Genomic DNA, 22,900 nt, shown 5'->3' with positions numbered 1-22,900 from the left:
CGGCAGCTGCTGGAGGTTGCTGCGCGAATCAAGGAGGGCTCGTACCCTCCTCCGGCCTTGGCGGGCGGAGACGGCGGCAAAGACCAGCCTGGCACACCGTGCGAGGGATGATAGGGGTGGAATGACGGAACGCGAGGTCAGGAGCCTTTATGGCGCAGCGGGTTCACCGACCCCGTGAGGACGCGGAGTTCGATTTCATCCTCGGGGTGAGCGGAGTTCCGGTCCTCGCGTACTTCATCGGGACATGGCCCAAGGCGATCGAGCCCTGCCGGGTGATGGACCTCGTCGTGGGTGGCATCGCCGACGACTACGCGGGCCGCCTGACGGTCGTCCGTGCCGACATCACGCGTTGCCCGACCGCGACCGAGCGATACGGGATCACCGGAGCCCCGTCCCACGTCCTGCTGAAAGAGGGAGAGGCGGTGGCACACGGCACGGGGCCCAAGACCATCGCCGAGGTACGGAAGGTCCTGGACGACCACCTCTGAGCGGTCGGCGCGCTCCTGCGTACGTGACGAAGCGCCACCAGCCGGGGCCGAGGCGCCAGTATCCGTACGGGTTGTGGAAGAAGTCGTCCTCCTCGTAGTGCTCACCTGCGAGGCGGTTCATGATCCAGCGGGGTGCGTCCGGGGAGATACGGAAGCTTTCGCCGTCCCGGACTCCGTGTGCCGGCTGCTCGGTCAGCAGGTAGTACCCGGCGGTGTCCACGGTGGCCAGCCACTCACCCAACACCTCCGGCTCCGTGAACACGTCCCCGTCGCGGAGAGCCGGCACCACCCACGCCTGGTCGAGGACGCTCGCCAGGTCGTACGCGTCCTCGGCGGCAGCCGCCCGCTCCGCAAGGGACAGCCATCGCTCGCGACCACAGGTCACACCGCTGGATGCGTTCTTCACCGCGGTGACGCCGTCGGCCAGCAGAGCGGCGATGACGGCCAGGGCCCGCCGGGACATGTCCGGGGCAAAGGTTCCTCGCCGGCTGAACTCTGCTCACGGGGCCGCCTCGCACCAGTCGTCCTGCTCGGCCCGACCGGCTTCGCACGCTCCGGCCGCACGCCGCGGAGTACGGGGGAGCGTCATCGTGCTCCGCGGTCCCCGTACTCCGCCGGCGTGTCCGCCGAGGCGTCAGCGTCAGGGCATCATCTCGTACGCCGCCGACAGCGCCTCCACGCGCTGCCAGACCCGCTCCGAACGCGCCCCGTCGACGACCGGGCGCCGGACCGCGCCGAGCGCCCAGAGCTGCTGCTCCTCGGTCGCGGAGTCCTTGCCGTGCAGTTCGACGGCGTGGGCGGAGAAGTCGCGGACGAGGACGGCGAACAGCTCGTCGAGGACGTCCTCGTCGAGACCGGTCAACTCGGCCTGTTCGAGGACCAGCTGGCCGTGGACGACGAGGGCGAAGAGCTGCCCGACGGCGAGGAGCAGGTCGAGGTCTCGGCTCTGCTTCTCGTCGGGCGCGGCCGTGAGTACGAACTCGCAGAGCGCGTCGGCCTGTTCACGGAACCGGGCGACGTTGGGCAGGTGGGCGTACGTGTCGAAGGCCGGCCGCCAGTCGTGGAAGCGCACCGAGCCGAGACCGCGGGCCGGACCCTGCCGGAAGAGGAAGGCGTCGTCGGCCGCGTCGAGGCGGGTCGGGACGGGCTCGTACGCCACCGGGTCGAGGAGGTGGTTGCGCATGAACTTGAGGATCAGCGCCAGGTTGACGTGGACGGTGCCCTCCAGCTTCGGCAGGCCGCGGATCTCTACGGCGGCCTGGGCGAAGTAGTTGTCCTTCTCGAAGCCCTTGGCGGCGATGACGTCCCACATCAGGTCGATGACCTTCTCGCCCTCCGTGGTCACCTTCATCTTCGTCATCGGGTTGAAGAGGAGGTAGCGGCGGTCGTCGGGACCGGCGGTGCGGAAGTAGTCGACGGCGCGGTCGCTGAACAGCTTCATCCCGACGAGCCGGACGTACGCGTCGGTCAACTCCCGCCGCACGTGCGGGAAGGCGGTGACGGGGCGGCCGTACAGGATGCGGTTCCGCGCGTGGGTGACGGCCTCGTACATCGCGTGCTCGCAGATGCCGATCGAGGCGGTGCACAGGTTGAACTTGCCCACGTTGACGGTGTTGAGGGCGGCGTCGAAGGCGGCGCGGCCGGTGTGCAGGACGTCGTCCGGGGCCACGGGGTAGTCGTCGAGGCGGAACTCGCTGACGAACTTCGACGAGTCGACGACGTTCTTGACCAGCTGGTACGCCGGGTGACGGCTGTCGGCGGCGAAGAAGACGTAGCCGTCGGCGCCCTCGACGTCGGTGCGGCGGCCGAAGACCGAGACGAGCCCGGCGGCGTTGCCGTTGCCGATGTAGTACTTGGAGCCGGTGGCCCGGAAACCGCCCGTGCCGTCAGGCTCCAGGAGCATGTCGGTGGAGTAGATGTCGGCGCCGTGCGCCTTCTCGGACAGGCCGAAGGCGAACACCTCGCCCTGGGAGAGCAGTTCGGCGGCGCGGGCACGGGCGGCGGAGTTGTCGCTCTGCCAGACCGGGCCGAGTCCGAGAATGGTGACCTGCCAGGCGTACCAGTAGTCGAGGCCGTAGAAGCCGAGTATCTCGTTGAGGGCGGCGATGCGCGCGGTGTCCCAGCGCTTGTCGCCCTCGCCCTCCGAGGCGGCGGAGGCGGGCGTGAGGAACGTCGCGAAGAGCCCTTCCTTGGCGGCGAAGGCGAGGAAGTCGCCGAGCCACGCACGGGTCCGGTAGTCCTCGGTCAGGCGGCGCTTGCCCCGCTCCTCGAACCAGTCGACGGTGGCGCGCAGCAGCCTGCGGGTCTCCGGGTCGAAGTGCGCGGGGTCGTAGGTCCGCGGGTTGAAGAGCAGCGCGTCGGCCATGAGTGCCGCCTTTCGGCTGAGAGGTGAGGGTGGGTGCGGACACATGTCCCGGGTCGTGTCGTGTCCATGAAGCACGTCCTGGGGCTGTGTCCTGGGGGATGTCCTGGTGGCCGGCATGGCTGGCATGGCCGGTCATTGACCGGGGGCGAAGCCGGCGAGTGTGGCGAGGACGTCGTCGAGCCAGGCGATCATCATGCGCTCGTACGCGATGCCGCCGCGCAGTACGACGTGCTGGAGTTCCCGTTCGGCGTCGAGCGGGCCGTCCGCCGGGGGGTCCGCCGGCGGGTCCCCGAAGTCGCGGGCCGCGCCCGCGAGGTAGTGGTCCAGGCGGTCCGTGTGCGTCTGCCGGTGTCGCTCGACCCCCCTGATCAGGGCGGCCGGGTCGTCGAAGGCGGCGCCGCGGATCTTCACCGCGAGGTCGTGCCGGACGCTGTCGGGCTCGGTCGGTTCATGGAGCCACGCGGAGAGGGCGTCCCGTCCGGGAGCTGCGACGGAGTACTCCTTCTTGTCCGGGCGTCCGTACTGCGGGACCTCCCGGACGTCGACCCAGCCGTCGCTCTCCATCCGCTTGAGTACGCGGTAGATCTGCTGGTGGGTGGCGGTCCAGAAGTACCCGATGGACCGCTCGAACCGCCGGGCCAGCTCATAGCCGGAGCCCGGCTTCTCCAGCAGGGAGACGAGGATCGCGTGCTCGAGCGCCATGTGCATGATCCTGCTATGCACCTTGTTGCATAGCAACGCCATGACGGTGAGACACCGCTCACCTGGCGCTGCCGCCGCGCCCGACACCCAACGGATGGGTCCGACGCTTCCGATGCGGACAGCAGGGCGGCCGACCCCAGACTGGGGCGTACGTCAGGCCGGGGCGTACGTCAGGGCGGGGTCGGCGTCGCCGGACCAGGCGGTGGAACTCGCCCCGATGCCCGGAGTGTGTCTCCTTTCAGCCACGCCCCTACAACTTCCCGGCACAGAAAGGTACTTCCGCACAGGAGTGCGAGTCTGACATCTTGCGTCCACCACTCGTTTCGTACGGCCCGGCCGGTGCTTTGCAGCACGGCCGGGCCGTCTCCGGAGGACGCATTGATACCCCACAGATCCAGCCGACTTCGACGCACTCTGGTGCTGGCGGCCACACTCGGCGCCGCCCTCACGCTCGGCGCCCCCGGCGCCCTCGCGGGCACGCTCCCCGTCGCCCCCTCCACCGCGCCGGCCGCCAAGGCCCAGGCGCCGGCCGCCGCCCCGGCTTCCCAGAGCGCGACCTGGGTGGCCGGCACGCGTGCCTACCTCGTGATCACCGCCCCGGGTGACAGCCCGGCGGTCCGCTCCGCGATCGAGGCCAACGGCGGCACCGTCTTCTCGGACTTCGACGCCATCGGCGTGATCGTCGCCCACTCGGCGTCCAGCGGCTTCGCCACCACCATGCGCGGCGTCGCCGGCGTGCAGCAGGTCGGCGCCACGCGCACCTCGGACGTCCCGGCCGACGCCTACTCCCCGGCTCTCCCGCCCAATCCGGCCCAGTCCTCGACCCCGGCCGGAGAACCGGTCCGGGCCGACATGAGCCAGATCAAGGCCGACCAGGCCTGGGCCGTCACTCCGGGCTCCGCCTCCGTCAAGGTCGGCATCCTGGACACCGGTGTGGACGACCAGCACCAGGACCTGGCGCCCAACTTCGATGCGGCCGACTCGGTCTCCTGCGCCTACGGCAAGCCCGACACCCGTGCCGGTGCATGGCGGGACGTCGACACACACGGCACCCACGTAGCGGGCACCGTCGCCGCGGCCAAGAACGGCAAGGGCGTCGTCGGCGTGGCCCCCGGGGTGAAGATCGCCGCGGTCCGGGTCGCCGAGCCGGGCACCTCCCTCTTCTTCGCCGAGAACACCATCTGCGGCTTCGTCTGGGCCGGTGACCACGGCTTCCAGGTCACCAACAACAGCTATTACACGGACCCGTGGCAGTTCAACTGCCCGGACAACATCGACCAGGCCGCCATCATCGAGGGCGTCAAGCGCGCCCAGGAGTACGCCGAGGGCAAGGGCTCCCTCCAGATCGCCGCCGCGGGCAACGAGAACTACGACCTCGCCCACAAGACGACCGACTCCGCCAGCCCGAACGACTCGACGCCGGTCACCCGCACCATCACCAACGCCTGCCTCGACATCCCGACCGAACTGCCGGGCGTGGTCACGGTCGCGGCCAACGGCACGGGCGTCACCAAGGCGTCGTTCTCCAACTACGGGCAGGGCGTCATCGACGTCGCGGCGCCGGGCAGCAGTGTGTACTCCACCGTCCCCGGCGGCGGCTACGGCAGCAAGAGCGGAACCTCGATGGCCAGCCCGCACGTGGCAGGCGTGGCGGCGCTCATCGCCGGCGCCAACCCGGGCATCACGCCGGCGCAGATCCGCGCCAAACTGGCCACCCAGGCCAACGACATCGCCTGCCCCTCGGACAGCCGCTGCACGGGCACGACGGCCAACAACGCGTTCTTCGGCGAGGGACAGGTCGACGCCCTCAAGGCCGTCGGGGCCACCCCGCCTCCCGGCAAGTACTTCGAGAACCTCGCGGACTTCGCCGTCAACGACAACGCGGCCGTGGAGAGCCCGATCGCCGTCACCGGCGTGACCGGCAACGCCCCGGCCACCCTCAAGGTGGGTGTGGACATCAAGCACACCTACATCGGTGACCTGAAGGTCGACCTGGTGGCGCCGGACGGCACCGTCTACACACTGCACAACCGCGCCGGCGCCGGAGCTGACAACATCGCCCAGACCTACACCGTGAACGCCTCCTCGGAGGCCGCGAACGGCACCTGGAAACTGCGCGTCAACGACAACGCCGCCTCCGACACGGGCAAGATCGACGCCTGGAACCTGACCTTCTAGGGCAGGGCCCGGCAACGCCGAGGTACAGCACACACTGCGCCGGCGGCAGCATCCCGCCCGCGGCCACGGGCGAGACGGGCTGTGGTCTGCTCGACCAGGGCTGCGAACTGCTCGGCGGCGGAGGGCTTTTGGCCCTGACCGTGGCGGTGTACGCCGCGGTCAGGGCGGCCATGCTGGAGGCGTCAAACCCTGCGTCACTCGTCCGCGGTGTTCTCGGGCTCCCAGCGCAGCAGGTCGCCCGGTTGGCAGTCGAGCACCTCGCACAGTGCGGCGAGCGTCGCGAAGCGGACCGCCTTGGCGCGGCCGTTCTTGAGCACCGCCAGGTTGGCCGGTGTGATCCCCACGCGGTCCGCCAGCTGCCCCACGGACATCTTCCGCCTGGCCAGCATCACGTCGATGTCGACGGTGATGGGCATCAGATCACCTCGTCCAGCTCGGCCTGCAGGCGCGTCGCCGCGACGTCGCGCGCGACGGCCTGGGCGAGCAGCATCCGCAGGACGAGCACGAGGAGCGCGACCCCGAGGATGGCCACGCCGACACCGGCCATGATGACGGTGACGCCCGGATCCTCCCGCTGTCCCGGCGCGTTGAGGGCCGTGACCGCGAACCACATGAGCGAGGCGGCCACGATCGCTCCGATCACGGCGTCCACGTACCGGAAGGCGGCGTGGGAGAACACGGTTCCGCGTCGCACCATCGTCACCAGCCGCCAGACGCAGACCAGGACGACCTGGGCCGCCACCATGCCCAGGATCGTGATCACGCGCAGCGGGGTCAGCGGGAGCGACCCGTCCTCCGGGTCGTTGCCGCTGACCAGCACCCACACCATCGACACCTGTACGAACACGGTGCCGACGAGCACCACCACGAGCACGGCGCGCAGCGCGCCCACGGTCAGCTTTCCCATGACCTGTCCTGTCCCTGCATCCTGTTCCTCCATCGAGTTGCGATGGGAATCTATCGAATTTCGATAGATCGGGCAAGGGTAGAAGGGCAAGAGGGAGAGGGAGAGGAGGAGAGGATCCCGGTGGAAGTCACGCCGTCAGGGTGCGGTGACGCGGGCGTTGACCCGTCGCATCCAGTCCCGGTCGGTGTGCCACATGGGGTGGTGCGGGGCCGCGTTGGAGGTCAGGACGACGCCCTGGAAGCCCGCGGCGAGGCAGCGGTCGACGACGAACTCGGCGATGTCCTTGCCGACCGCGTCCTCCTCGAAGCGGGTCAGCAGCGGGGTGTACCCCACGACACCCTCGCCGAGGACGGCCGGGATGCCGCGCCGGGCGGCGAACTCGGCGACGGAGTCGACCCATGAGGCCAGCGTGTCCCGCATGGCCTGCCGGTGTGCGGCGTAGTTCTCGTAGAGCCACAGGTCCCAGCGGTCGGGGTCGACCCAGTCGTGCGCGTAGAACAGTTCGCGCGGGATGCCGGTGGCGGCCAGGCGCCAGGGCTCGTCGGGCTGGTAGTCGGCGAAGGCGGGTGCGTCGGGGCGCAGCATGGCGGCGAGTTCGGGGGTGGGCCAGGCGGCCGTCTCGGGGGCGGCTTCGGTGCCGTGGCCGAGTCCGACCGCCTCGTAGAGTGCGCCGAGCACGCCGTAGACGTAGAAGTGGAAGTGGGCGATCTGCGCCCCCTCCGGCAGGTCCTCGATCTCGCTCGGCCAGGGCTCGCCCAGCGAGTAGGTGACGGTGATGCCGGGGTGGCGGGCCCGCAGCAGCTTCACGGCGCGGTCGAGGGGGCCGTGCAGGTAGGAGTAGTGGGTGGTGCCGTCGCGCGGTACCAGGGAGCAGTTGTCGACCTCGTTGTGCACCTCGACGTAGGCGACCTGCTCGGCCAGTCCGCGCTCGGTGAGGAAGTCGAGGAGTCCGGCGAGTGCCTCGGCCACCGCCTCCGCACGGTCCGGGCCGGGGACCTCGGCCAGGGCGCGGTGCCAGGTGTCGGTGTCGGCGAAACTGGGGGACTGCTGGTACTCCCAGGACGACACGATCACCTTGCAGTCGTGGCGGGCGGCCGCCTCGAACAGCTCGACGAGCCGCCGGCGGCCGTCCAGGGGGTAGCCGCCGCGCACGTCGTACCAGCGGGTGCGCTGTCCGAACTCCTCGCCCAGACCGCGGACCTGGATCGACTCCGGATCCTTGACGCGCCCGGAGAACAGCAGGAAGGGCATGGCGCAGACGCGCACGGTGTTGAAGCCCCGGTCCACCGCCTCGGCGAAGGCGCGGTCGAGGTCGGCGAACGGCTCGCCGGGTCCTGCCTGGGTGTACCAGCTGAAGTCCCACAGGGTGATGGCCATTGCCCGGTGCTGTGTCGTCTGTGTTGTCTGTGTCGTCATGGGGGGCACGGTAGCTCAATTCATTAATTATGAATAATGCTTGACAGGGGTGACGGGACTCCCCAGGCTCATGTGCCATGACCGAACCCATCCACCCGTCCCGGCGCACCGTCGTCACGGCGCTCGGCGTGGCCGCCGCCGTCGCCCTGCCGGCCTGGCCGGAGACAGCACACGCGGCGGACGGCCCGGCGTCCGCCGCCGCGAACGGCCCGGTGCTCGACTCCCACCCGGCCACGGAACCCTCCGGCACCCATGTGCGCGACATCGGCGGCACCAACGTCGTCTTCCAGTACGGCACGGTGCTCCCCGCCTTCGACGGCTGGCGCACCCGCGAGCCCACGCGCGAGTACCTGTCCCTCGACAAGCGGTGGCGCTTCCGCTTCGACCCCGCCGACGAGGGGCTCGGCCAGGGCTGGCAGTCCCCGCGCCACGACGACCGGGACTGGGGCCGTATCGACGTCCCGTCGGCCTGGGACCTGCTGGACACCCCGGACTTCGGCTCGGAGACCGCCCCCTTCGGCAAGGGCACGGCGTTCGAGGACGGCTACGCCTGGTACCGCACCACCGTCGACGTGCCCGCGTCCTGGCGCGCCCGGCACGTCCGCATCGCCTTCCTGGCCGCCGGCTACAGCGCCGAGGTCTGGCTCGACGGCAGACACCTCGGCAAACACGAGGGCGCCAACTCGCCCTTCGCGCTCCCCGTGGCCGGGGCCCTGCGGCCGGGGACCCGCCAGACGATCGCCGTGCGGGTCTTCCGCCGGGCGAGCTACACCGACTACACCTCCACGACGCCGCAGCCCGTCACCGACGACCACGAACTGCCGTACAAGCCCGTCGACTACTGGCCCTACGCGGGACTCACCCGGTCGGCCTGGATCGAGGCGGTCCCGAAGGTCACCCTCGCCAAACTGCTCGTGTCCACCGCGAACGGGCGCCTGGAGGCCCACGCGGTCGTCGAGAACCACGGCGCCGCCGACTTCGACGGCCGGCTCACCCTCGACCCCGGCCGGGGCAGCGGCGGCCGGCCCACCGTCGTCGCGGCCCGGATCCCCGCCCGGTCGGCGGGCGTCGTACGGGTCGCGGTCCGCATACCCGGCGCACCCCGCTGGAGCCCGGCCGCGCCGCGCACGCTCACCGCCCGCGCCACCCTGACCGCCGGGAAGCACGGAGGCGCGCGCGTGGACACGCTGTCCACCGTGTACGGCGTGCGCGAACTGACGGTCGACAGCGCGCAGTTGCGGCTGAACGGCAAGCCGCTGTTCCTCAAGGGCCTCAACTGGCACGAGGAGACGGCCGCGCACGGCAGGGCGATGACGCCGGCCGAGTACGACCGGGAACTGGGCCATGTCACGGCGGTGGGCGCCAACTTCATCCGCAACTGCGTCTACAACCGCCACCCTTACGTCTACGACTGGGCGGACGAGCACGGTGTGCTGGTGATGGACGACATCGACACCATGTGGCTCAACACCCCCCAGGAGAAGCTCCAGACCGAGCGCTACGGCCTCGCCCGGGCCCTGGCCCTGACCATGGCCTGGAACCAGCACAACCACCCGTCGGTGATTCTCTGGTGTCTGCAGAACGAGTCGGAGATCGACTCCGGCGGCGCACCGGTCTACCGGGCCTGGCTCGCCGACATGAAGGCGGCCGTCAAGGCCGTCGACCTCACCGCCCGCCCGGTGACCTGGGCCTCCAACACCAGCAACGACCCCGCCTACGACCTCGCCGACGTGATCGGGTTCAACGAGTACTTCGGCTACTTCTACGGCAAGGACGCCGACCTCGGCCCCACCCTGGACGCGGTGCACGCGAAGTACCCCGACAAGCCGATCCTCATCACCGAGAACGGCACCTGGTCGATCGCAGGCACCCACGGCCCCGCCACCACACAGGGCACGGAGGAGTGGCAGGCGGCGAGCTTCACCGCCCACTGGGACCAGGTGACCGCACGCAGCGAGTTCGTCGCCGGGTTCACCTACTGGGTGCTCAAGGACTACAAGCAGCGTGCCGGATACAACCAGGCCTACAACGGCATCTCGGTCATGGGCCTGCTCACCTTCGCCGAGGAGCGGCCCAAGCTCGTCCACGACGCGTTCCGCGAGGCGGTGAACCCCCGGGGCCGGTGAGCCGGAGCCGAAGGGGGGAGAGGCGGTCCGCCTCTCCCCCCTTCAGCCTGTCGCCGGCCTGTTGAGCTGTCAGCCCTTGACGCTGCCCTCGGTCAGACCGCTGCGCCAGAAGCGCTGCAGGGCGACCATGGCGATCATCAGCGGGACGACGGAGACGAACGCACCTCCGACGGTCAGCTGGTAGAGCTGCGGTTGGCGGTCGGCGAAGGACTGCCACGACGTCAGACCGAGGGTGATGGGGTAGAGCTTGGAGTCGGACAGCATGACCAGCGGCAGGAAGTAGTTGTTCCAGATGCCGACGAACTGGAAGAGGAAGATCGTCACCAGGGCGGGGGTCATGATGCGCAGCCCCACGACCCTGAAGATGCGGGCCTCTCCCGCGCCGTCGATGCGGGCAGCCTCCAGCAGCTCGTCCGGTATGGACGCCGCCGCGTAGATCCGGCACAGGTACACGCCGAAGGGACTGACGAAGCTCGGCAGCAGCACGGCCCAGTAGGTGTTCGCCAGGCCCGCCTTGCTGAACAGCAGGTACATCGGCAGTGCCAGCGCCGTGGCAGGGATCAGGACACCGCCCAGCACGATGTTGAAGAGCGTGTCGCGACCGGTGAAGGAGAACTTGGCCAGCGCGTACCCGCACATCGCGGCAAGCAGCGTCGCCACACCCGCGCCGACGCCCGCGTACAGCACGCTGTTGGCGGCCCAGCGCAGGTAGATCGCGTCGTCGTAGGTGACCACCTGGTACAGGTTGCTCAGGAACTGGGGATGGGAGAACCACAGCCCGAAGGTGCCGAACAGATCGCCGGTGGACTTGGTGGACGCCACGACCAGCCAGTACACCGGGAGCAGGAAGTACCCCGCGGCCGCCACGAGCAGGCCGGTGACCAGGATGCGGCTGCGCGTGGTGACCCCGGTGATGCCGCCGCGCGGTGTCGTGCCGTCGTGGGAGGCCGGCGTCTCGCCCCTCGGCGGGAGTGTGCGGGCCGGTGTCTGGAGGCTCACGCGTCCCCACCTCTCTTGTTGATCAGCCGCAGGAAACCGAAAGAGAGCACGAACGCGGCGAGCGCGAGCAGCACCGCCTCGGCAGCGGCGAGGTGGTAGTTGTCGTTGGTGAACGCCTCGTTGTAGGCGCTGAGGTTGGGGGTGTAGGAGCTGTTGATGCTCGACGAGACGGGTTTGAGCACCAGCGGTTCCGCGAACAGCTGCAGTGTGCCGATGATGGTGAAGACCGTGGTGAGGATCAGTGCCGGGCGCAGCAGCGGCAGTTTGACGTGCCGTACCGTCGCCCACGCACTGGCGCCGTCGATGCGGGCGGCCTCGTACAGCTCCGCGGGGATCGTACGCAACTGGGCGACGAGAACCAGGATGTTGTAGCCGGCGAACTCCCAGGTGACGATGTTCGCGATGGACCAGAGAACCGTGTTCCCGCCCAACAGGTCGACGGATATCCCCAGGTGGCGCATGCCGTCGACGAGAGGGCTGACTCCCGGTACGTACAGGAAGCCCCACAGGATGGACGCGATGACCCCAGGGACGCCGTAGGGCAGGAAGTAGGCGGCGCGGAAGAACCGCACGCCTCGGGCCGAGGCGCTGTCCAGCAGCAGTGCGAGCCCGGCGGACAACGCGACCATCACCGGCACCTGGACGGCCGCGAACAGCAGGACGCGGCCGATGCTGCGCAGAAAAGCGCTGTCGGACAACGCGTCGGAGTAGTTGTTCAGCCCTACGAAGACGCTGTGGCTGCCGCCGAGGCCAAGGGCTCCGGTGTACTCGACGTCCATGACGCTCTGGTGGACGGCGTAGCCGATGGGGAGGGCGAAGGTCAGGAGGAACAGCAGGAGGAACGGCGCGACGAAGGCGAGGGGCGCCAGGTTTCTGCGGCGGCGGGGCGCTCGGGTGGTCATCTGGGTTCTTTCTGGAGTCCGGAGGGGGCGACGACGGCGGCCGCGTCGCGCCCTCCGGAGGTGGTCACTTGCCGGTGGAGACCTTCAGTCCCTTCCTCTTCAGGTCCTCGACGGTCTGCTGCTGCGCCTGCTTGACCGCCGAGACGAACGTGCCCTTGCCGGCCAGGGCGGCCTGGAAGCCGTCGTTGAGGTGCTGGTAGGTGGCGTCGATCGTCGGTATCCACTTCCACGAGTTGTCGATGCTCTTGTCCGCCTGCGCGAAGACCTCGTTGTACTTCTGGCCTCCGAAGAACTCCGACGGCTTGTCCAGCGAGGAGCCCTTGTACGCGTCGGCCCCCGCGGGCCAGCCGTATCCGCCCTGCAGCAGCAGATCGACGCTCGCGGGGTCGGTGTTGAGCCATTCGGCGAACTTCAATGCCTCGGGGATGTGCTTGGCGCCCTTGAGGACAGCGGTGGAGGATCCACCCCAGTTCGCGGACACGTTCGCGCCCTTCGTCCACTGCGGCATGGGCGCTACCGCCCATTTGCCGCTGGTCTTCGGAGCGTTTCCGCTGATGATGGCGTCGCCCCACTGGGCGCTGACCCATGAGGTGATGCCACCGGACTGCAGGTCCTTGTACCAGCCGTTGGCGAAGTCGGGTTCGGTCTTGATCACTTTCTTGGTGCGCAGGTCGTCCCAGAAGGCGGCGACCTTGAGGGTCTGCGGGGAGTCGATGTTCACCGACCAGGTGTCGCCGTCCACGCCGAACCACTTGGCGCCGGCCTGCCAGGCGAGCGCGGTGAACCAGGCGGAGTTGCCGGGCGGGAAGGTGCTGATGTACGCCTTCGGGTCGGCGTCGTGGACCTTCTCCGCGGCCTGGGCGAACTCGTCCCAGGTGGCGGGCGGTTCGATGCCCCACTTCTTGAACAGGTCGGAGCGGTAGAACAGGCCCATCGGACCGGACGCCTGGGGGATCGCGTAGACCTTCGAGTCGAAGACTCCCTGCTGCCACTGCCAGTCCACGAACTTCGACCGGGCCTTGTCCGCGCCGTACCGGGACAGGTCCACCAGGCCGTTCTCCAGCAGGAACGACGGGATCTCCTGGTACTCCACCTGTGCCAGGTCGGGCGCGTTGCCGCTCTTGAGCGCGGCGCGCATCTTCGCGTAGCCGCCGCTGCTGCCCGACGGGATCTTCTCCAGTTTGACGTGGATGTCCGGGTGGGTGGCGTTCCACTTGTCGACGGCCTTGTCGACACCGGGAACCCACGACCAGAAGCGCAGGTCGACCTTCTCGCCGGGCTTGGCGGGTTTCTGGAGTTCGGGGTCCTTCGAACCGCTGGAACCCCCGCAGGCGGAGATCAGCAGGGCGGTGGCGGCAAGGGTCACTGCGAGTGCGGCCCGGCTTTTTCTGCGGAGGTGTGTGGTGCGGCTCATCGGGGTGAGGTCCCTTCCTGGCTTCGTGCGGGAGGCGCCTGTTGCCTGCCGGTCAGTGTTGGAGCGTCATCGCCACGCCGTCAAGATATATTCATAATTAATTGAAAGAGCTATGGTGAGTGCAGCACGAGACAGGAGACGGACACGATGACGGAGTGCCGCAGGATGGCGGGACGCGTGGCGGTGATCACCGGTGCCGCGCACGGGATCGGCGCGGCCACCGCCCGAAGGCTCGCCGAGGAGGGCGCGGCCGTCGTGCTCACCGACGTGGACGACGCCGCGGGCAAGGCGCTGGCCGCGGGCATCGAGGACGGCGGCGGCCGGGCGGAGTACGTCCGCTGCGATGTGACCTCGGCCGCCGACTGGGAGAACCTGGCCCGCCACGTCGACGAGCACCACGGCCGGCTGGACGTCCTGCACAGCAACGCCTTCGCGCAACTCAACAAGCCCGCACACGAGTTGAGCGAGGCCGAGTGGGACGGTCAGATGGCCGTCCTGCTGAAGCCGGCCTGGCGCGGGATGAAGACCTTCGCGGGCCCGCTGCGCCAGGCCTCGGGGTGCGTGATCCTCACCTCCTCGGTCCACGCGGTCATCGGCCTGCCGGGCCATGCCGCCTACGCCGCCGCGAAGGGCGCGCTGTGCTCGCTGGGGCGGCAGCTGGCCGTCGAGTACGGCCCGCACATCCGGGTCAACACCGTTCTGCCCGGCCCCATCCTCACCGCCGCGTGGGACGGGATCCCGGAGGCCGACCGGGCGCGCAGTGTGGCGGCCACGGCCGCGAAGCGGTTCGGGCAGCCGGAGGAGGTGGCCGCCGCCGTCGCCTTCCTGGCATCCCCGGACGCCTCCTATGTGACCGGAGCGAGTCTCGTGGTTGATGGAGGATGGAGCGTCATGAAGGAGTCCTCGTGAGCGGCACGTCCCCAGCGATGGGTGCTCGGCCGCCCCGAACAGGACCGGCACGGAAACGGAGAACGTGGTGACCCATCCCGGCAGGGGGCTGCACGGCCAGGCGGTGGAAGAGCTGGGCCGACGCATCATCCGCGGCGACTACCCTCCGGGCTCCGTGGTGGACCCGGTCAAGTTCGAGACGGAACTCGGCGTCAGCAAGACCGTGGTGCGCGAGGCGCTGCGCGTACTGGCGTCCAAGGGCCTGCTCGAATCGAAGCAGAAACGCGGTACGACCATCCGGCCCCGCGCCGACTGGAACCTGCTCGACAGCGACCTGCTGCGCTGGCAGGGCAGCAGCGCTCCCACCGACGGCTTCCTGGAGGACCTCGCCGAGGTCCGCGCCATAGTCGAACCCGCCGGAGCACGGCTCGCCGCGGCCCGCCGCACCCCGGCCGACCTGGACGCGCTGCGCCGGGCGCTCGACGCGATGGCGGCGGCCGGGACGGACGCGGAGGCGATGGTCGAGGCGGACCTCGCCTTCCACCGCGCCCTGCTGGACGCCGCGCACAACGAACTGCTCAGCCGGATGGAGGTCGTCATCGAGGCCGGCCTGCGCGTCCGCGACCGCATCGTGCACGGCGCCCTGCACTTCTCCGACTCCATCCCCGTGCACCAGGAACTGCTGACGGCGGTCGAGGCGGGCGACCCGGACGCGGCGGTGGCCGCCGTCGAGTCCCTGCTCGCGCAGGCGTCCCACGACCTCGCCGCCGTCCAGGCCCAGGAAAGCCGCGACGGCCTCGCGACCGACCCGCTCCCCGAGGAAACTCCTTGAAGATAACCGGACTTGAGACCTTCCTGGTCGCTCCGCGCTGGCTGTTCCTGCGCGTCACCACCGACGAGGGCGTCACCGGCTGGGGCGAGCCCGTGATCGAGGGCCGCGCCGAGACCGTCCGCGCGGCCGTCCACGAACTGGCCGACTACCTCGTCGGCCGGGACCCGCTGCGCATCGAGGACCACTGGCAGGTGCTCACCAAGGGCGGCTTCTACCGGGGCGGCCCCATCCTCTCCAGCGCCGTCGCCGGCATCGACCAGGCCCTGTGGGACATCGCCGGCAAGACCTACGGCGTCCCCGTGCACCGCCTCCTCGGCGGCCCCGTTCGCGACCGCGTCCGGATGTACGCCTGGATCGGCGGGGACCGGCCCAGTGACGTCGCCGAACTGGCCGAGGAACAGATGAAGGCGGGCTTCACCGCCGTCAAGATGAACGCCTCGGCCGAACTCGCCCCCATCGACACCCCCGCCCGCACCGCCGAGGTCGTCGAACGCGTCGCGGCCGTCCGCGAAGTCCTCGGCGACGAACGGGACATCGCCGTCGACTTCCACGGCCGGGCCTCCACCGCCATGTCACGCCGACTACTGCCCCTGCTCGAACCCCTGCACCCCCTGTTCGTCGAGGAACCCGTCGCACCGGAACACTCGCACCACCTGCGCAGCCTGGTGGAGTCCACGAACATCCCCCTCGCCACCGGCGAACGCCTCTACTCCCGCTGGGACTTCCGCGAGGTCCTGGCCAGCGGCATCGCCGTCGCCCAGCCCGACCTGTCGCACGCCGGCGGCATCTCCGAGGTCCGCCGCATCGCCGCCATGGCCGAGACGTACGACGTCGCCATGGCCCCGCACTGCCCGCTCGGCCCGATCGCCCTCGCCGCGAGCCTGCAGATCGCCTTCTCCGTGCCGAACTTCCTCATCCAGGAACAGAGCATGGGCATCCACTACAACCAGCAGTGCGACCTGCTGGAGTACGTGATGGACCCCGAACCCTTCCGCTTCCAGGACGGATACGCCGTCGCCTCCACCCGCCCGGGCCTCGGCGTCGACATCGACGAGAAGGCGGTACGCCGGGCCGCCGAGACCGGACACCGCTGGCGCAACCCCGTATGGCGGGGCGCCGACGGGGCGTTCACCGAATGGTGAGCACCACCAGGCCCCCACACCCCCAACCCAAAGGAGAGCCCGCTCCCATGAACCTGGTGGAATCCCTGCGCACCCACCGCCTGTTGGCGATCGTACGGGGCAAGGATCCCGCCGCGGCCCTGCGCACCGTCCACACCCTCACCGAGGAGGGCGTCGCGGCCGTCGAGGTCTCCCTGACCACCGCCGACGCCCTGACCGTCATCAGCCGGGCCCGCGCCGACCTCGGCCCCGACGCGCTCCTGGGCGCGGGAACCGTACGCTCGGCGGCGGACGCGGCCCGCGCCGTGGACGCCGGCGCGTCCTACCTCGTCACCCCCGCCCTGGTCGACGGGCTGGAGCGGTACGGCGTGCCCGTGCTGATGGGGGCTCTCACTCCGACCGAGATCGAGGGTGCCCTCGCGCGGGGTGCTGCCGCGATCAAGCTCTTCCCCGGCTCTCTGGGTGGCCCGGGGTATCTGCGGGCCCTGCGCGACCCGTTCCCCGAGGTGCCGTTCGTGCCCGTCGGGGGAGTGGACGCGACGGCCGCCCGCGACTACCTGGAGCGGGGCGCCCTCGCCGTCGGCGTCGGCTCACCCCTGGTCGGGGACGCGGCCGACGGCGGCGACCTGGAGCGGCTCCGCGCCCGCGCGGCCGAGTTCCGCGAGGTGACCGGGGGAGGGGCGCCGTGACGACTTCGACAGACCGGAACACGTCCGAGGTCGTCACGTTCGGCGAGACCATGGCAGCGATCCGCGCCCACGGCGCACTACGCCTCGGCGGCAGCCTCGGACTGTCCGTCGCGGGAGCCGAGTCCAACGTCGCCATCGGCCTCGCCCGGCTCGGACACCGGGTGCGCTGGGCCGGCCGGGTCGGCGCCGACGAACTCGGCGCGCTCGTCCTGCGCACCCTGCGCGCCGAGGGCGTCGACACCAGCCACGCGAGCACCGACGACACCGGCCGCCCCACCGGACTGCTGCTCACCGAGCCCCGCCTGGGCACGCTCACCCGCGTCAGCTACTACCGGGCCGGATCCGCCGGCTCGGCCCTCACCCCGGCCGACGTCCTGCCCGCCCTGGCTCCGGGTTCCCGCATCCTGCACCTGACCGGCATCACCCCGGCGCTCAGCCCGTCGGCGGCCGAAACGGTCCTGGCCGCCGCCGGCGCGGCCCGCGAAGCCGCCATCACCGTGTGCCTCGACGTCAACCACCGCTCCCGGCTGTGGACCGCCGACCGCGCCCGCACCGCGCTCCGGCCGCTGCTCGCCCGCACCGACCTGCTCATCGCCTCCGAGGACGAACTGCCGCTGGTGGCGGACCGTCCCGACGGGAGCGAATCCGAGGCCGTCCACTCCGTGCTGTCCACCGGCGTCTCGGAGGTGATCGTCAAACGGGGCGCGCGCGGCGCGACCGCCCACACCGCCGACGGGGCCACCGACCGCGCCGCCCGGCAGGTCGACGCGGTCGATCTGGTCGGCGCGGGCGACGCCTTCGTGGCCGGCTACCTCTCCGGCCTCCTCGACGGCGCGGACATCCCGGCCCGGCTGCACCGGGCCGTCACCACCGCGGCCTTCGCCGTCGCCACCCGGGGCGACTGGGAGGGCCTTCCGACCCGGGACGAGCTCGGCCTGCTCGACCGGCCCGACGGCACGACCATCCGCTGACCAGGAGACGACACATGACCTCAACGGCAGCGCCGGCGACCCTCGTCGTGGACGGAGCGTACGAACTCGCCGAGGGAGGCCGCTGGTTCGACGGGCGGTACGTGTACGTCGACATCCTCAGCGGCCGACTCTTCGAACTGCGCGACGACCGCGACGCCACCGGCCCGCACCAACTCGCCCGCCTCGACGTGCCCTTGGGGGCGGTCGCGCCGGTCCACGGCCGCCCGGACACCTGGATCGCCGCCGCGGGCACCGGCATCGCGCTGCTCACCCCCGACGGCGCGCTGGAATGGCTGGACCGGCCCGAGGACCGCACCCCGGCCCCCAGCCGGATGAACGACGGCGTCGCCGACCCCGCGGGGCGCTTCTGGGCGGGCAGCATGGCCTACGACGCCACCCCCGGCGCGGGGTCGCTGTACCGCACGGACACCGACGGCACCGTCGTACGCGTCCTCGACGGCCTGACCATCGCCAACGGCCCGGCGTTCACCTCCGACGGCACCACCATGTACCTCGCCGACACGGCTGTCGGCACCGTCCTGCGCTGCCGGGTCGACCCCGTCTCGGGTGACCTCCGGGGCGCCCCGGAGACCTTCGCGCACCTGCGGGCCGGCGAGGGCGGCCCGGACGGGATGACCGTCGACGAGGAGGGGTGCCTCTGGATCGCGCTGTGGGGTGCCGGGGCGGTCCGCCGCTACCACCCCGACGGCCGCCTGCTCCACACCCTGACCGTCCCCGCCCCGCACCCCACCTCCGTGTGCCTGCCCCCGGACGGCAACCGCCTCTTCATCACCACGGCCCGGCACGGAGTGACGAGCCCGACCGCGGCCTCCGGCGCGGTGCTCAGCGTCCCCGTACCGGTCGGGGGAACGGCGGCCTGCTCCTGGCGGACCGGCTACTGAGACCGTCAGCCACGGCCGCTTCCCTATCAGCTCATGCATGGCGGCGCCGACGTGGCGGCTGTTGCCTCTGTGGAGCCGGAAGTGACCTGGGCCGTGCACCTGGCGTGGTGCGGAGGGGCCCGGCCCTTCGGCAGGTGGGTCAGCGGGGTTCGCGGACGACGGCGACGCCTCCCGGCGGGACGAGGACGGTTCCGGTGACCGGTGTGCCGGTGAGGAGTTCGACGCCTTCGGCGGGCGCCTCGGCGCCCTTTCCGGCGTGGTCGATCAGGAACAGGTAGTCGGCCTCCTCGCCACGACGCCGGACGACCTCGACTCCCGTAGGCACCTCACGCTCCGGTGATACGCCGGCCTCCTGGCGGATGCGGTGGAGCAGCACGGCGAGCGTGTCCCGGTCCGGGTGGGTGGCCACATACCAGGCGGCGCCGTTGCCGTACTGGTGGCGAGTGACGGCAGGGTGGCCGGTCAGCGGGCCGTCGGCGTGGGAGGCGACGGCCACCGCGCCGGTGAGCGGAATCCGTTCCGACCACAGGTCGGCCGTGGCTCCGGAGGGCACATCGCCGGTCAGGCCGGTCGTCTGTCCCGGCAGCAGAGGGAAGAGTTCGTCGGTGACGACCCCGAGGACATCACGGAACGCTCCGGGGTAACCGCCCAGGTACACATGGCAGTTGGTGTCGACCATGCCGCTGTGGAAGCCGACGGCCAGCGTGCCCCCACCTTCGGCGAACCGGGCCAGGTTCGCCGCCGCTGCCTCGGTGACCAGGTACAGCGAGGGTGCCAGGACGAGTTTGTAGCGGTCGAGTTCGGGGTCGTCCGGGCGTACGAAGTCGACGGCGATCCCCGCCCGCCACAGGGGTGTGTACCAGTCGCGCACCAGGTCCTGGTAACGCAGTTCACCGCTGGGCTGGGAGGGCAGTTCCAGTGCCCAACGGGCGTCCCAGTCCCACACGATCGCCACCTGTGCCGTGCTGGTGGAGTCCCGCACTTCGGCCAACGCCCGCAGATCCGCGCCGAGTTGGACGACATCCCGCCAGATCCGGCTGTCCGTGCCGGCGTGCGGCAGCATCGCCGAGTGCCACTGCTCGGCGCCCGCCCTCGCGGCCCGCCACTGGAAGAACGCGATGCCGTCGGCGCCGTGCGCCACGTGCGCCAGGGCGTTGCGCCGCATTTCCCCGGGGAGCTTGGCGCGGTTGACGGGCTGCCAGTTGACGGCGCCGGTCGAGTGCTCCATGAGGAACCATGGTCCGCCGGCGAGCGAGCGCATCAGGTCGCCGTGGAGGGCGATGTCGACCTCGGCCTCCGGGTCGTCGGACAGCAGGTAGTGGTCGTTGGAGAGGATGTCCAGCTCCGGTGCCCAGCGCCAGTAGTCGAGGGCGTCGATGGTGCGCAGGACAAGGAAGTTGGTGGTCACGGGGATATCCGGAGCGGCCCGGCGCAGCACCTCACGTTCGGCCGTGCACAGGGAGAGCAGTTCGTCGGAGCAGAAGCGGCGCCAGTCCGGCCGGTGGGTGGGGTTCGGCGGGGCCGAGGTGGCGCGGGGCGGCAGGATCTGGTTCCAGTCTTCGTACCACTGGCTCCAGAACGTGGTGCCCCAGGCGTGGTTGAGGGCGTCCAGGTCGTCGCCGTAGCGGGCGCGCAGCCAGGTGCGGAAGGCGGCGGCACCGGTGTCCCAGTAGCAGGCGTCGTTGTGGCAGCCGTACTCGTTGTGCACATGCCACATGGCGACGGCGGAGTGGTCGGCATAGCGCTCGGCGAGGGCTCCGGCGATGCGCAGCGCCGCCTCGCGGTAGGCGAGGCTGGACGGGCAGAACGTCTGGCGGCTGCCGTACGACAGTCTCCTGCCGTCCTTGTCGACCGGCAGCGCGTCCGGGTACTTGCGGATCGGAGTCGCTTTCGAACGGGGCTGCGGTCAGCCCTTGTCGGCGCCGGCGTGAGTCCGCTGACGAACTGGCGCTGGAGCGCGAAGTACACGATCAGGGTGGGGATCGCGGTGAGCAGGGCGCCGGCGGCGACCAGGTTGGGGTCGGTGAAGTACGGATCAGCACGTGTAGCCGGTGTGCCGCCAGGACGCGGCGACGAGGATCGCCCGCAGGTTGAGGCCGGGGTCGCCGATCGAGTCGACGTGGTGGCCGGGCTTGTTGGCCCCGATGAGGCCCAGACCAGGGCCACGTGCAGGATGGTGGGCACGCCCGCCATGAAGCCGAGCGTGATGCGGTCACGGCGGGTCAGTAGACGTTTGTGCCCCTGCGGGACCTTGCGGGGGGTGGCGCCCGGGGCGGCTCCGTGTGTGCCGCCTTCGGGTCTCGGTTTCGACGCTCATGAGGAGGCGAAGATCGTCTTCTTCTGGCGCTCGACGGACGACAGCAGACCGTCGATGTCCTTGGGGTCGCGGATGAACTTCTGGAGCGCGGGCTGCATCACCGTCGACGTGAAGTCCGGCCGGCTGTCACGGTCCATGAACTGCGTGAGGTGCTTCGCGCCGCCGATCATCTCGTAGGCCTTCTTCTGCAGGGCGCTGTAGGTGGAGGTGTCGGCCTTCGAGGAGGCGGCGATCAGGCTCGGGTCGGCCTTCAGGTAGATCTCCTCGGCCCGGGGTGTGCCCAGGAATTCGAGGAGTTCGACGGAACCGGCGTGGTTCTTGGGCTTCTTGCTGAGCATGATGCCGTCGGTGGGCGCCTCGACGGTGTCCTGGCCGTACGCCGGGTCGATCTCGGGGAAGGCGAAGAAGTCGAGGTCGTCCAGGGCCGCCTTGTCGGTGAACTGCTGCGCCACGAACATGCCGAGCAGAAACATGCCGGCCTTCTTCGCCACCAACGTCTGGGCGGCGTCCTGCCAGGTACGACCGACCGCGCCCTCCTGGTGGTAGGGGAGGGTCTCGGCCCAGGTGTCGAAGACCTTGCGGACCTTCGCATCGGTCCACGAAGCCTTGCCCGCCATCAGCTCGACGTGGAAGTCGTAGCCGTTGACGCGGAAGTTGAGCTGGTCGAAAGAGCCCATCGCCGGCCAGGCGTCCTTGTCGCCGTACGCGATCGGGACGAGGCCGTCCTTCTTCATCCGCTTGCACAGGGCGACGTACGCGTCCCACGTGGTGGGGACCTCGTAGCCGTACTTCTGGAAGACGCTCTTGCGGTAGAAGACCGCCCACGGGGACGTGGTCAGCGGCACCAGGTAGTACTTGCCGTCCTGCCCCTTGCTCAGGTCGTGCATGGCACTGGGGAAGTTGCCGCCGATCGTCTTCCACACGTCGTCGATCGGGGTCGCCAGCCCCTTGGCCGCGAAGAACTGCATCCGGTACCCGGCGAACCACTGGAACACGTCGTCCGGCGTGCCCTGCAGGTAGGAGTTGATCTGCTCCTGGAAGGTGTTGTGGTCCTTGGTGTTGAGGGCGACCTTGATCCCGGACTGCTTCGTGAAGGCCGCGTAGACATCGCCGTACGCCTTCTTCGGGACGGCGTCGGACGCGTTGGAGCCGACGGTGACGGTCTTGGTGTCCGACGAGGCGGAACTGCCGGCGCACGCACTCAGCAGGGGGATGCCGGCACCCAGTACCGCGGCTCCGCCGAGTCCGCGGAGCACGGTGCGGCGGCTGGTGCCAGGCAGGGATCGGCCAAGGGAGGAACGGTGCATTTCGGCTCCTACGGGGCTGGCGGTGCCGAGGCGGGGCGCGCCGGCTGGACGGGGAAATGGCGGAGAGTGGGGCGTCGAGGGGCCACGTGAGGGTCAGTCGAGAGCCGGAATTCAACACGATCGAACAAACGCGATCGTCGGATGTCGGGAAGCGTGGACGCTCTGTGGGCTCGCTGTCAAGACTCACCGTCCGGTGAACCGCGACGGTCCGGGCCCGGCCGGAAGCACCGCATAGCGGCCATCGGCCCCGACGGACAGGAGCGACAGGGCAGGCTGTCGAATCGCCCAAGGCAACGGAAATTGCTGTTTGAGCTGCGGGAACGCCTGCCGGGCACGCCCGCCTCGGAAGCCTCCGGCGCCTCGCTCCGACAGGGCA

At 70.2% G+C, this 22,900-nt stretch carries 18 protein-coding genes and 3 pseudogenes; 9 read left to right on the top strand and 12 right to left on the bottom strand.

From position 1 onward, the window contains the following. Positions 1-149 precede the first annotated feature (149 nt). On the top strand, positions 150-488 hold the full coding sequence (locus ACZ7MG_RS42120) for a thioredoxin family protein (RefSeq protein WP_471395815.1): 339 nt from the start codon (positions 150-152) through the stop codon (positions 486-488). Positions 489-1,128: 640 nt separating this feature from the next. Here ACZ7MG_RS42120 and ACZ7MG_RS42115 read toward each other — a convergent pair. Next, entirely contained in the window at positions 1,129-2,853 is a 1,725-nt protein-coding gene (locus tag ACZ7MG_RS42115) for an acyl-CoA dehydrogenase family protein (RefSeq protein ID WP_471395814.1), read from the bottom strand. Positions 2,854-2,985: 132 nt separating this feature from the next. After that, the gene (locus ACZ7MG_RS42110; RefSeq protein WP_471395813.1) at positions 2,986-3,555 is read right to left on the bottom strand and encodes a PadR family transcriptional regulator; all 570 of its coding nucleotides are present in this window, start codon (positions 3,553-3,555) and stop codon (positions 2,986-2,988) included. Between the two features lie 417 nt (positions 3,556-3,972). Here ACZ7MG_RS42110 and ACZ7MG_RS42105 point away from each other — a divergent pair, with 417 nt between their 5' ends. Further along, positions 3,973-5,733 (top strand): S8 family peptidase, encoded by a 1,761-nt coding sequence (locus ACZ7MG_RS42105; RefSeq protein WP_471395812.1) that lies wholly within the window; start codon positions 3,973-3,975, stop codon positions 5,731-5,733. A gap of 194 nt (positions 5,734-5,927) precedes the next feature. Here ACZ7MG_RS42105 and ACZ7MG_RS42100 read toward each other — a convergent pair whose 3' ends face one another. From ACZ7MG_RS42100 to ACZ7MG_RS42090, 3 genes are all read right to left on the bottom strand, one after another. Continuing rightward, the gene (locus ACZ7MG_RS42100) at positions 5,928-6,149 is read right to left on the bottom strand and encodes a helix-turn-helix domain-containing protein (RefSeq protein WP_471395811.1); all 222 of its coding nucleotides are present in this window, start codon (positions 6,147-6,149) and stop codon (positions 5,928-5,930) included. Next, on the bottom strand, positions 6,149-6,640 hold the full coding sequence (locus ACZ7MG_RS42095) for a DUF2975 domain-containing protein (RefSeq protein ID WP_471395810.1): 492 nt from the start codon (positions 6,638-6,640) through the stop codon (positions 6,149-6,151). The genes ACZ7MG_RS42100 and ACZ7MG_RS42095 overlap by 1 nt, the downstream gene beginning before the upstream one ends. A 135-nt stretch (positions 6,641-6,775) precedes the next feature. Then, positions 6,776-8,056 carry a cellulase-like family protein gene (locus ACZ7MG_RS42090; RefSeq protein WP_471395809.1) on the bottom strand — a complete coding sequence of 427 codons (1,281 nt, stop codon included), beginning with the start codon at positions 8,054-8,056 and terminating at the stop codon, positions 6,776-6,778. 77 nt (positions 8,057-8,133) lie between these two features. Between ACZ7MG_RS42090 and ACZ7MG_RS42085 the strand changes: the two genes are divergently transcribed. Beyond that, positions 8,134-10,182, top strand: a complete 2,049-nt coding sequence (locus tag ACZ7MG_RS42085) for a glycoside hydrolase family 2 protein (protein ID WP_471395808.1) — start codon at positions 8,134-8,136, stop codon at positions 10,180-10,182. 69 nt (positions 10,183-10,251) lie between these two features. On the opposite strand, the gene ACZ7MG_RS42080 is transcribed toward ACZ7MG_RS42085, so the two are convergent. The 3 genes from ACZ7MG_RS42080 to ACZ7MG_RS42070 all read right to left on the bottom strand — a co-directional run bounded on the left by ACZ7MG_RS42080 (position 10,252) and on the right by ACZ7MG_RS42070 (position 13,497). After that, positions 10,252-11,181 (bottom strand): carbohydrate ABC transporter permease, encoded by a 930-nt coding sequence (locus tag ACZ7MG_RS42080; protein ID WP_471395807.1) that lies wholly within the window; start codon positions 11,179-11,181, stop codon positions 10,252-10,254. Further along, a complete protein-coding gene (locus tag ACZ7MG_RS42075) occupies positions 11,178-12,083 on the bottom strand; it encodes a carbohydrate ABC transporter permease (protein WP_471395806.1) in 906 nt (301 codons plus the stop codon). The genes ACZ7MG_RS42080 and ACZ7MG_RS42075 overlap by 4 nt, the downstream gene beginning before the upstream one ends. Before the next feature lie 64 nt (positions 12,084-12,147). Then, the gene (locus ACZ7MG_RS42070) at positions 12,148-13,497 is read right to left on the bottom strand and encodes an ABC transporter substrate-binding protein (RefSeq protein ID WP_471395805.1); all 1,350 of its coding nucleotides are present in this window, start codon (positions 13,495-13,497) and stop codon (positions 12,148-12,150) included. Between the two features lie 165 nt (positions 13,498-13,662). On the opposite strand from ACZ7MG_RS42070, the gene ACZ7MG_RS42065 reads away from it, so the two are divergent. The 6 genes from ACZ7MG_RS42065 (at position 13,663) to ACZ7MG_RS42040 (ending at position 18,900) form a co-directional block, all read left to right on the top strand. Beyond that, positions 13,663-14,406, top strand: coding sequence for an SDR family NAD(P)-dependent oxidoreductase (locus ACZ7MG_RS42065; protein WP_471395804.1), 744 nt, complete (start codon positions 13,663-13,665; stop codon positions 14,404-14,406). 64 nt (positions 14,407-14,470) lie between these two features. Then, positions 14,471-15,217, top strand: a complete 747-nt coding sequence (locus ACZ7MG_RS42060) for a FadR/GntR family transcriptional regulator (RefSeq protein WP_471395803.1) — start codon at positions 14,471-14,473, stop codon at positions 15,215-15,217. Next, entirely contained in the window at positions 15,214-16,359 is a 1,146-nt protein-coding gene (dgoD, locus tag ACZ7MG_RS42055) for a galactonate dehydratase (RefSeq protein ID WP_471395802.1), read from the top strand. Before ACZ7MG_RS42060 ends, dgoD begins: the two co-directional genes overlap by 4 nt. Positions 16,360-16,406: 47 nt before the next feature. Then, positions 16,407-17,027 carry a bifunctional 4-hydroxy-2-oxoglutarate aldolase/2-dehydro-3-deoxy-phosphogluconate aldolase gene (locus ACZ7MG_RS42050; RefSeq protein WP_471395801.1) on the top strand — a complete coding sequence of 207 codons (621 nt, stop codon included), beginning with the start codon at positions 16,407-16,409 and terminating at the stop codon, positions 17,025-17,027. Continuing rightward, a complete protein-coding gene (locus ACZ7MG_RS42045) occupies positions 17,024-17,998 on the top strand; it encodes a sugar kinase (protein WP_471395800.1) in 975 nt (324 codons plus the stop codon). The genes ACZ7MG_RS42050 and ACZ7MG_RS42045 overlap by 4 nt, the downstream gene beginning before the upstream one ends. Before the next feature lie 14 nt (positions 17,999-18,012). Beyond that, positions 18,013-18,900 carry an SMP-30/gluconolactonase/LRE family protein gene (locus tag ACZ7MG_RS42040; RefSeq protein ID WP_471395799.1) on the top strand — a complete coding sequence of 296 codons (888 nt, stop codon included), beginning with the start codon at positions 18,013-18,015 and terminating at the stop codon, positions 18,898-18,900. A gap of 139 nt (positions 18,901-19,039) precedes the next feature. Here the strand turns inward: ACZ7MG_RS42040 and ACZ7MG_RS42035 are convergent. The 4 genes and pseudogenes from ACZ7MG_RS42035 to ACZ7MG_RS42020 all read right to left on the bottom strand — a co-directional run. Then, positions 19,040-20,776, bottom strand: a pseudogene (locus tag ACZ7MG_RS42035) (beta-galactosidase); the annotation flags it as partial. A 30-nt stretch (positions 20,777-20,806) separates the two neighbouring features. Then, positions 20,807-20,931 (bottom strand): annotated as a pseudogene (locus tag ACZ7MG_RS42030) (carbohydrate ABC transporter permease); the annotation flags it as partial. A gap of 13 nt (positions 20,932-20,944) precedes the next feature. After that, positions 20,945-21,198: pseudogene (locus ACZ7MG_RS42025) on the bottom strand (hypothetical protein); the annotation flags it as partial. 15 nt (positions 21,199-21,213) lie between these two features. Next, entirely contained in the window at positions 21,214-22,524 is a 1,311-nt protein-coding gene (locus ACZ7MG_RS42020; protein WP_471395798.1) for an ABC transporter substrate-binding protein, read from the bottom strand. Positions 22,525-22,900 lie beyond the last annotated feature (376 nt).

This window comes from Streptomyces sp. NPDC107538 (assembly GCF_055657445.1).
Note: the sequence above shows the minus strand (reverse complement) of the source record. Positions and strands in the feature narration are given on the sequence as shown.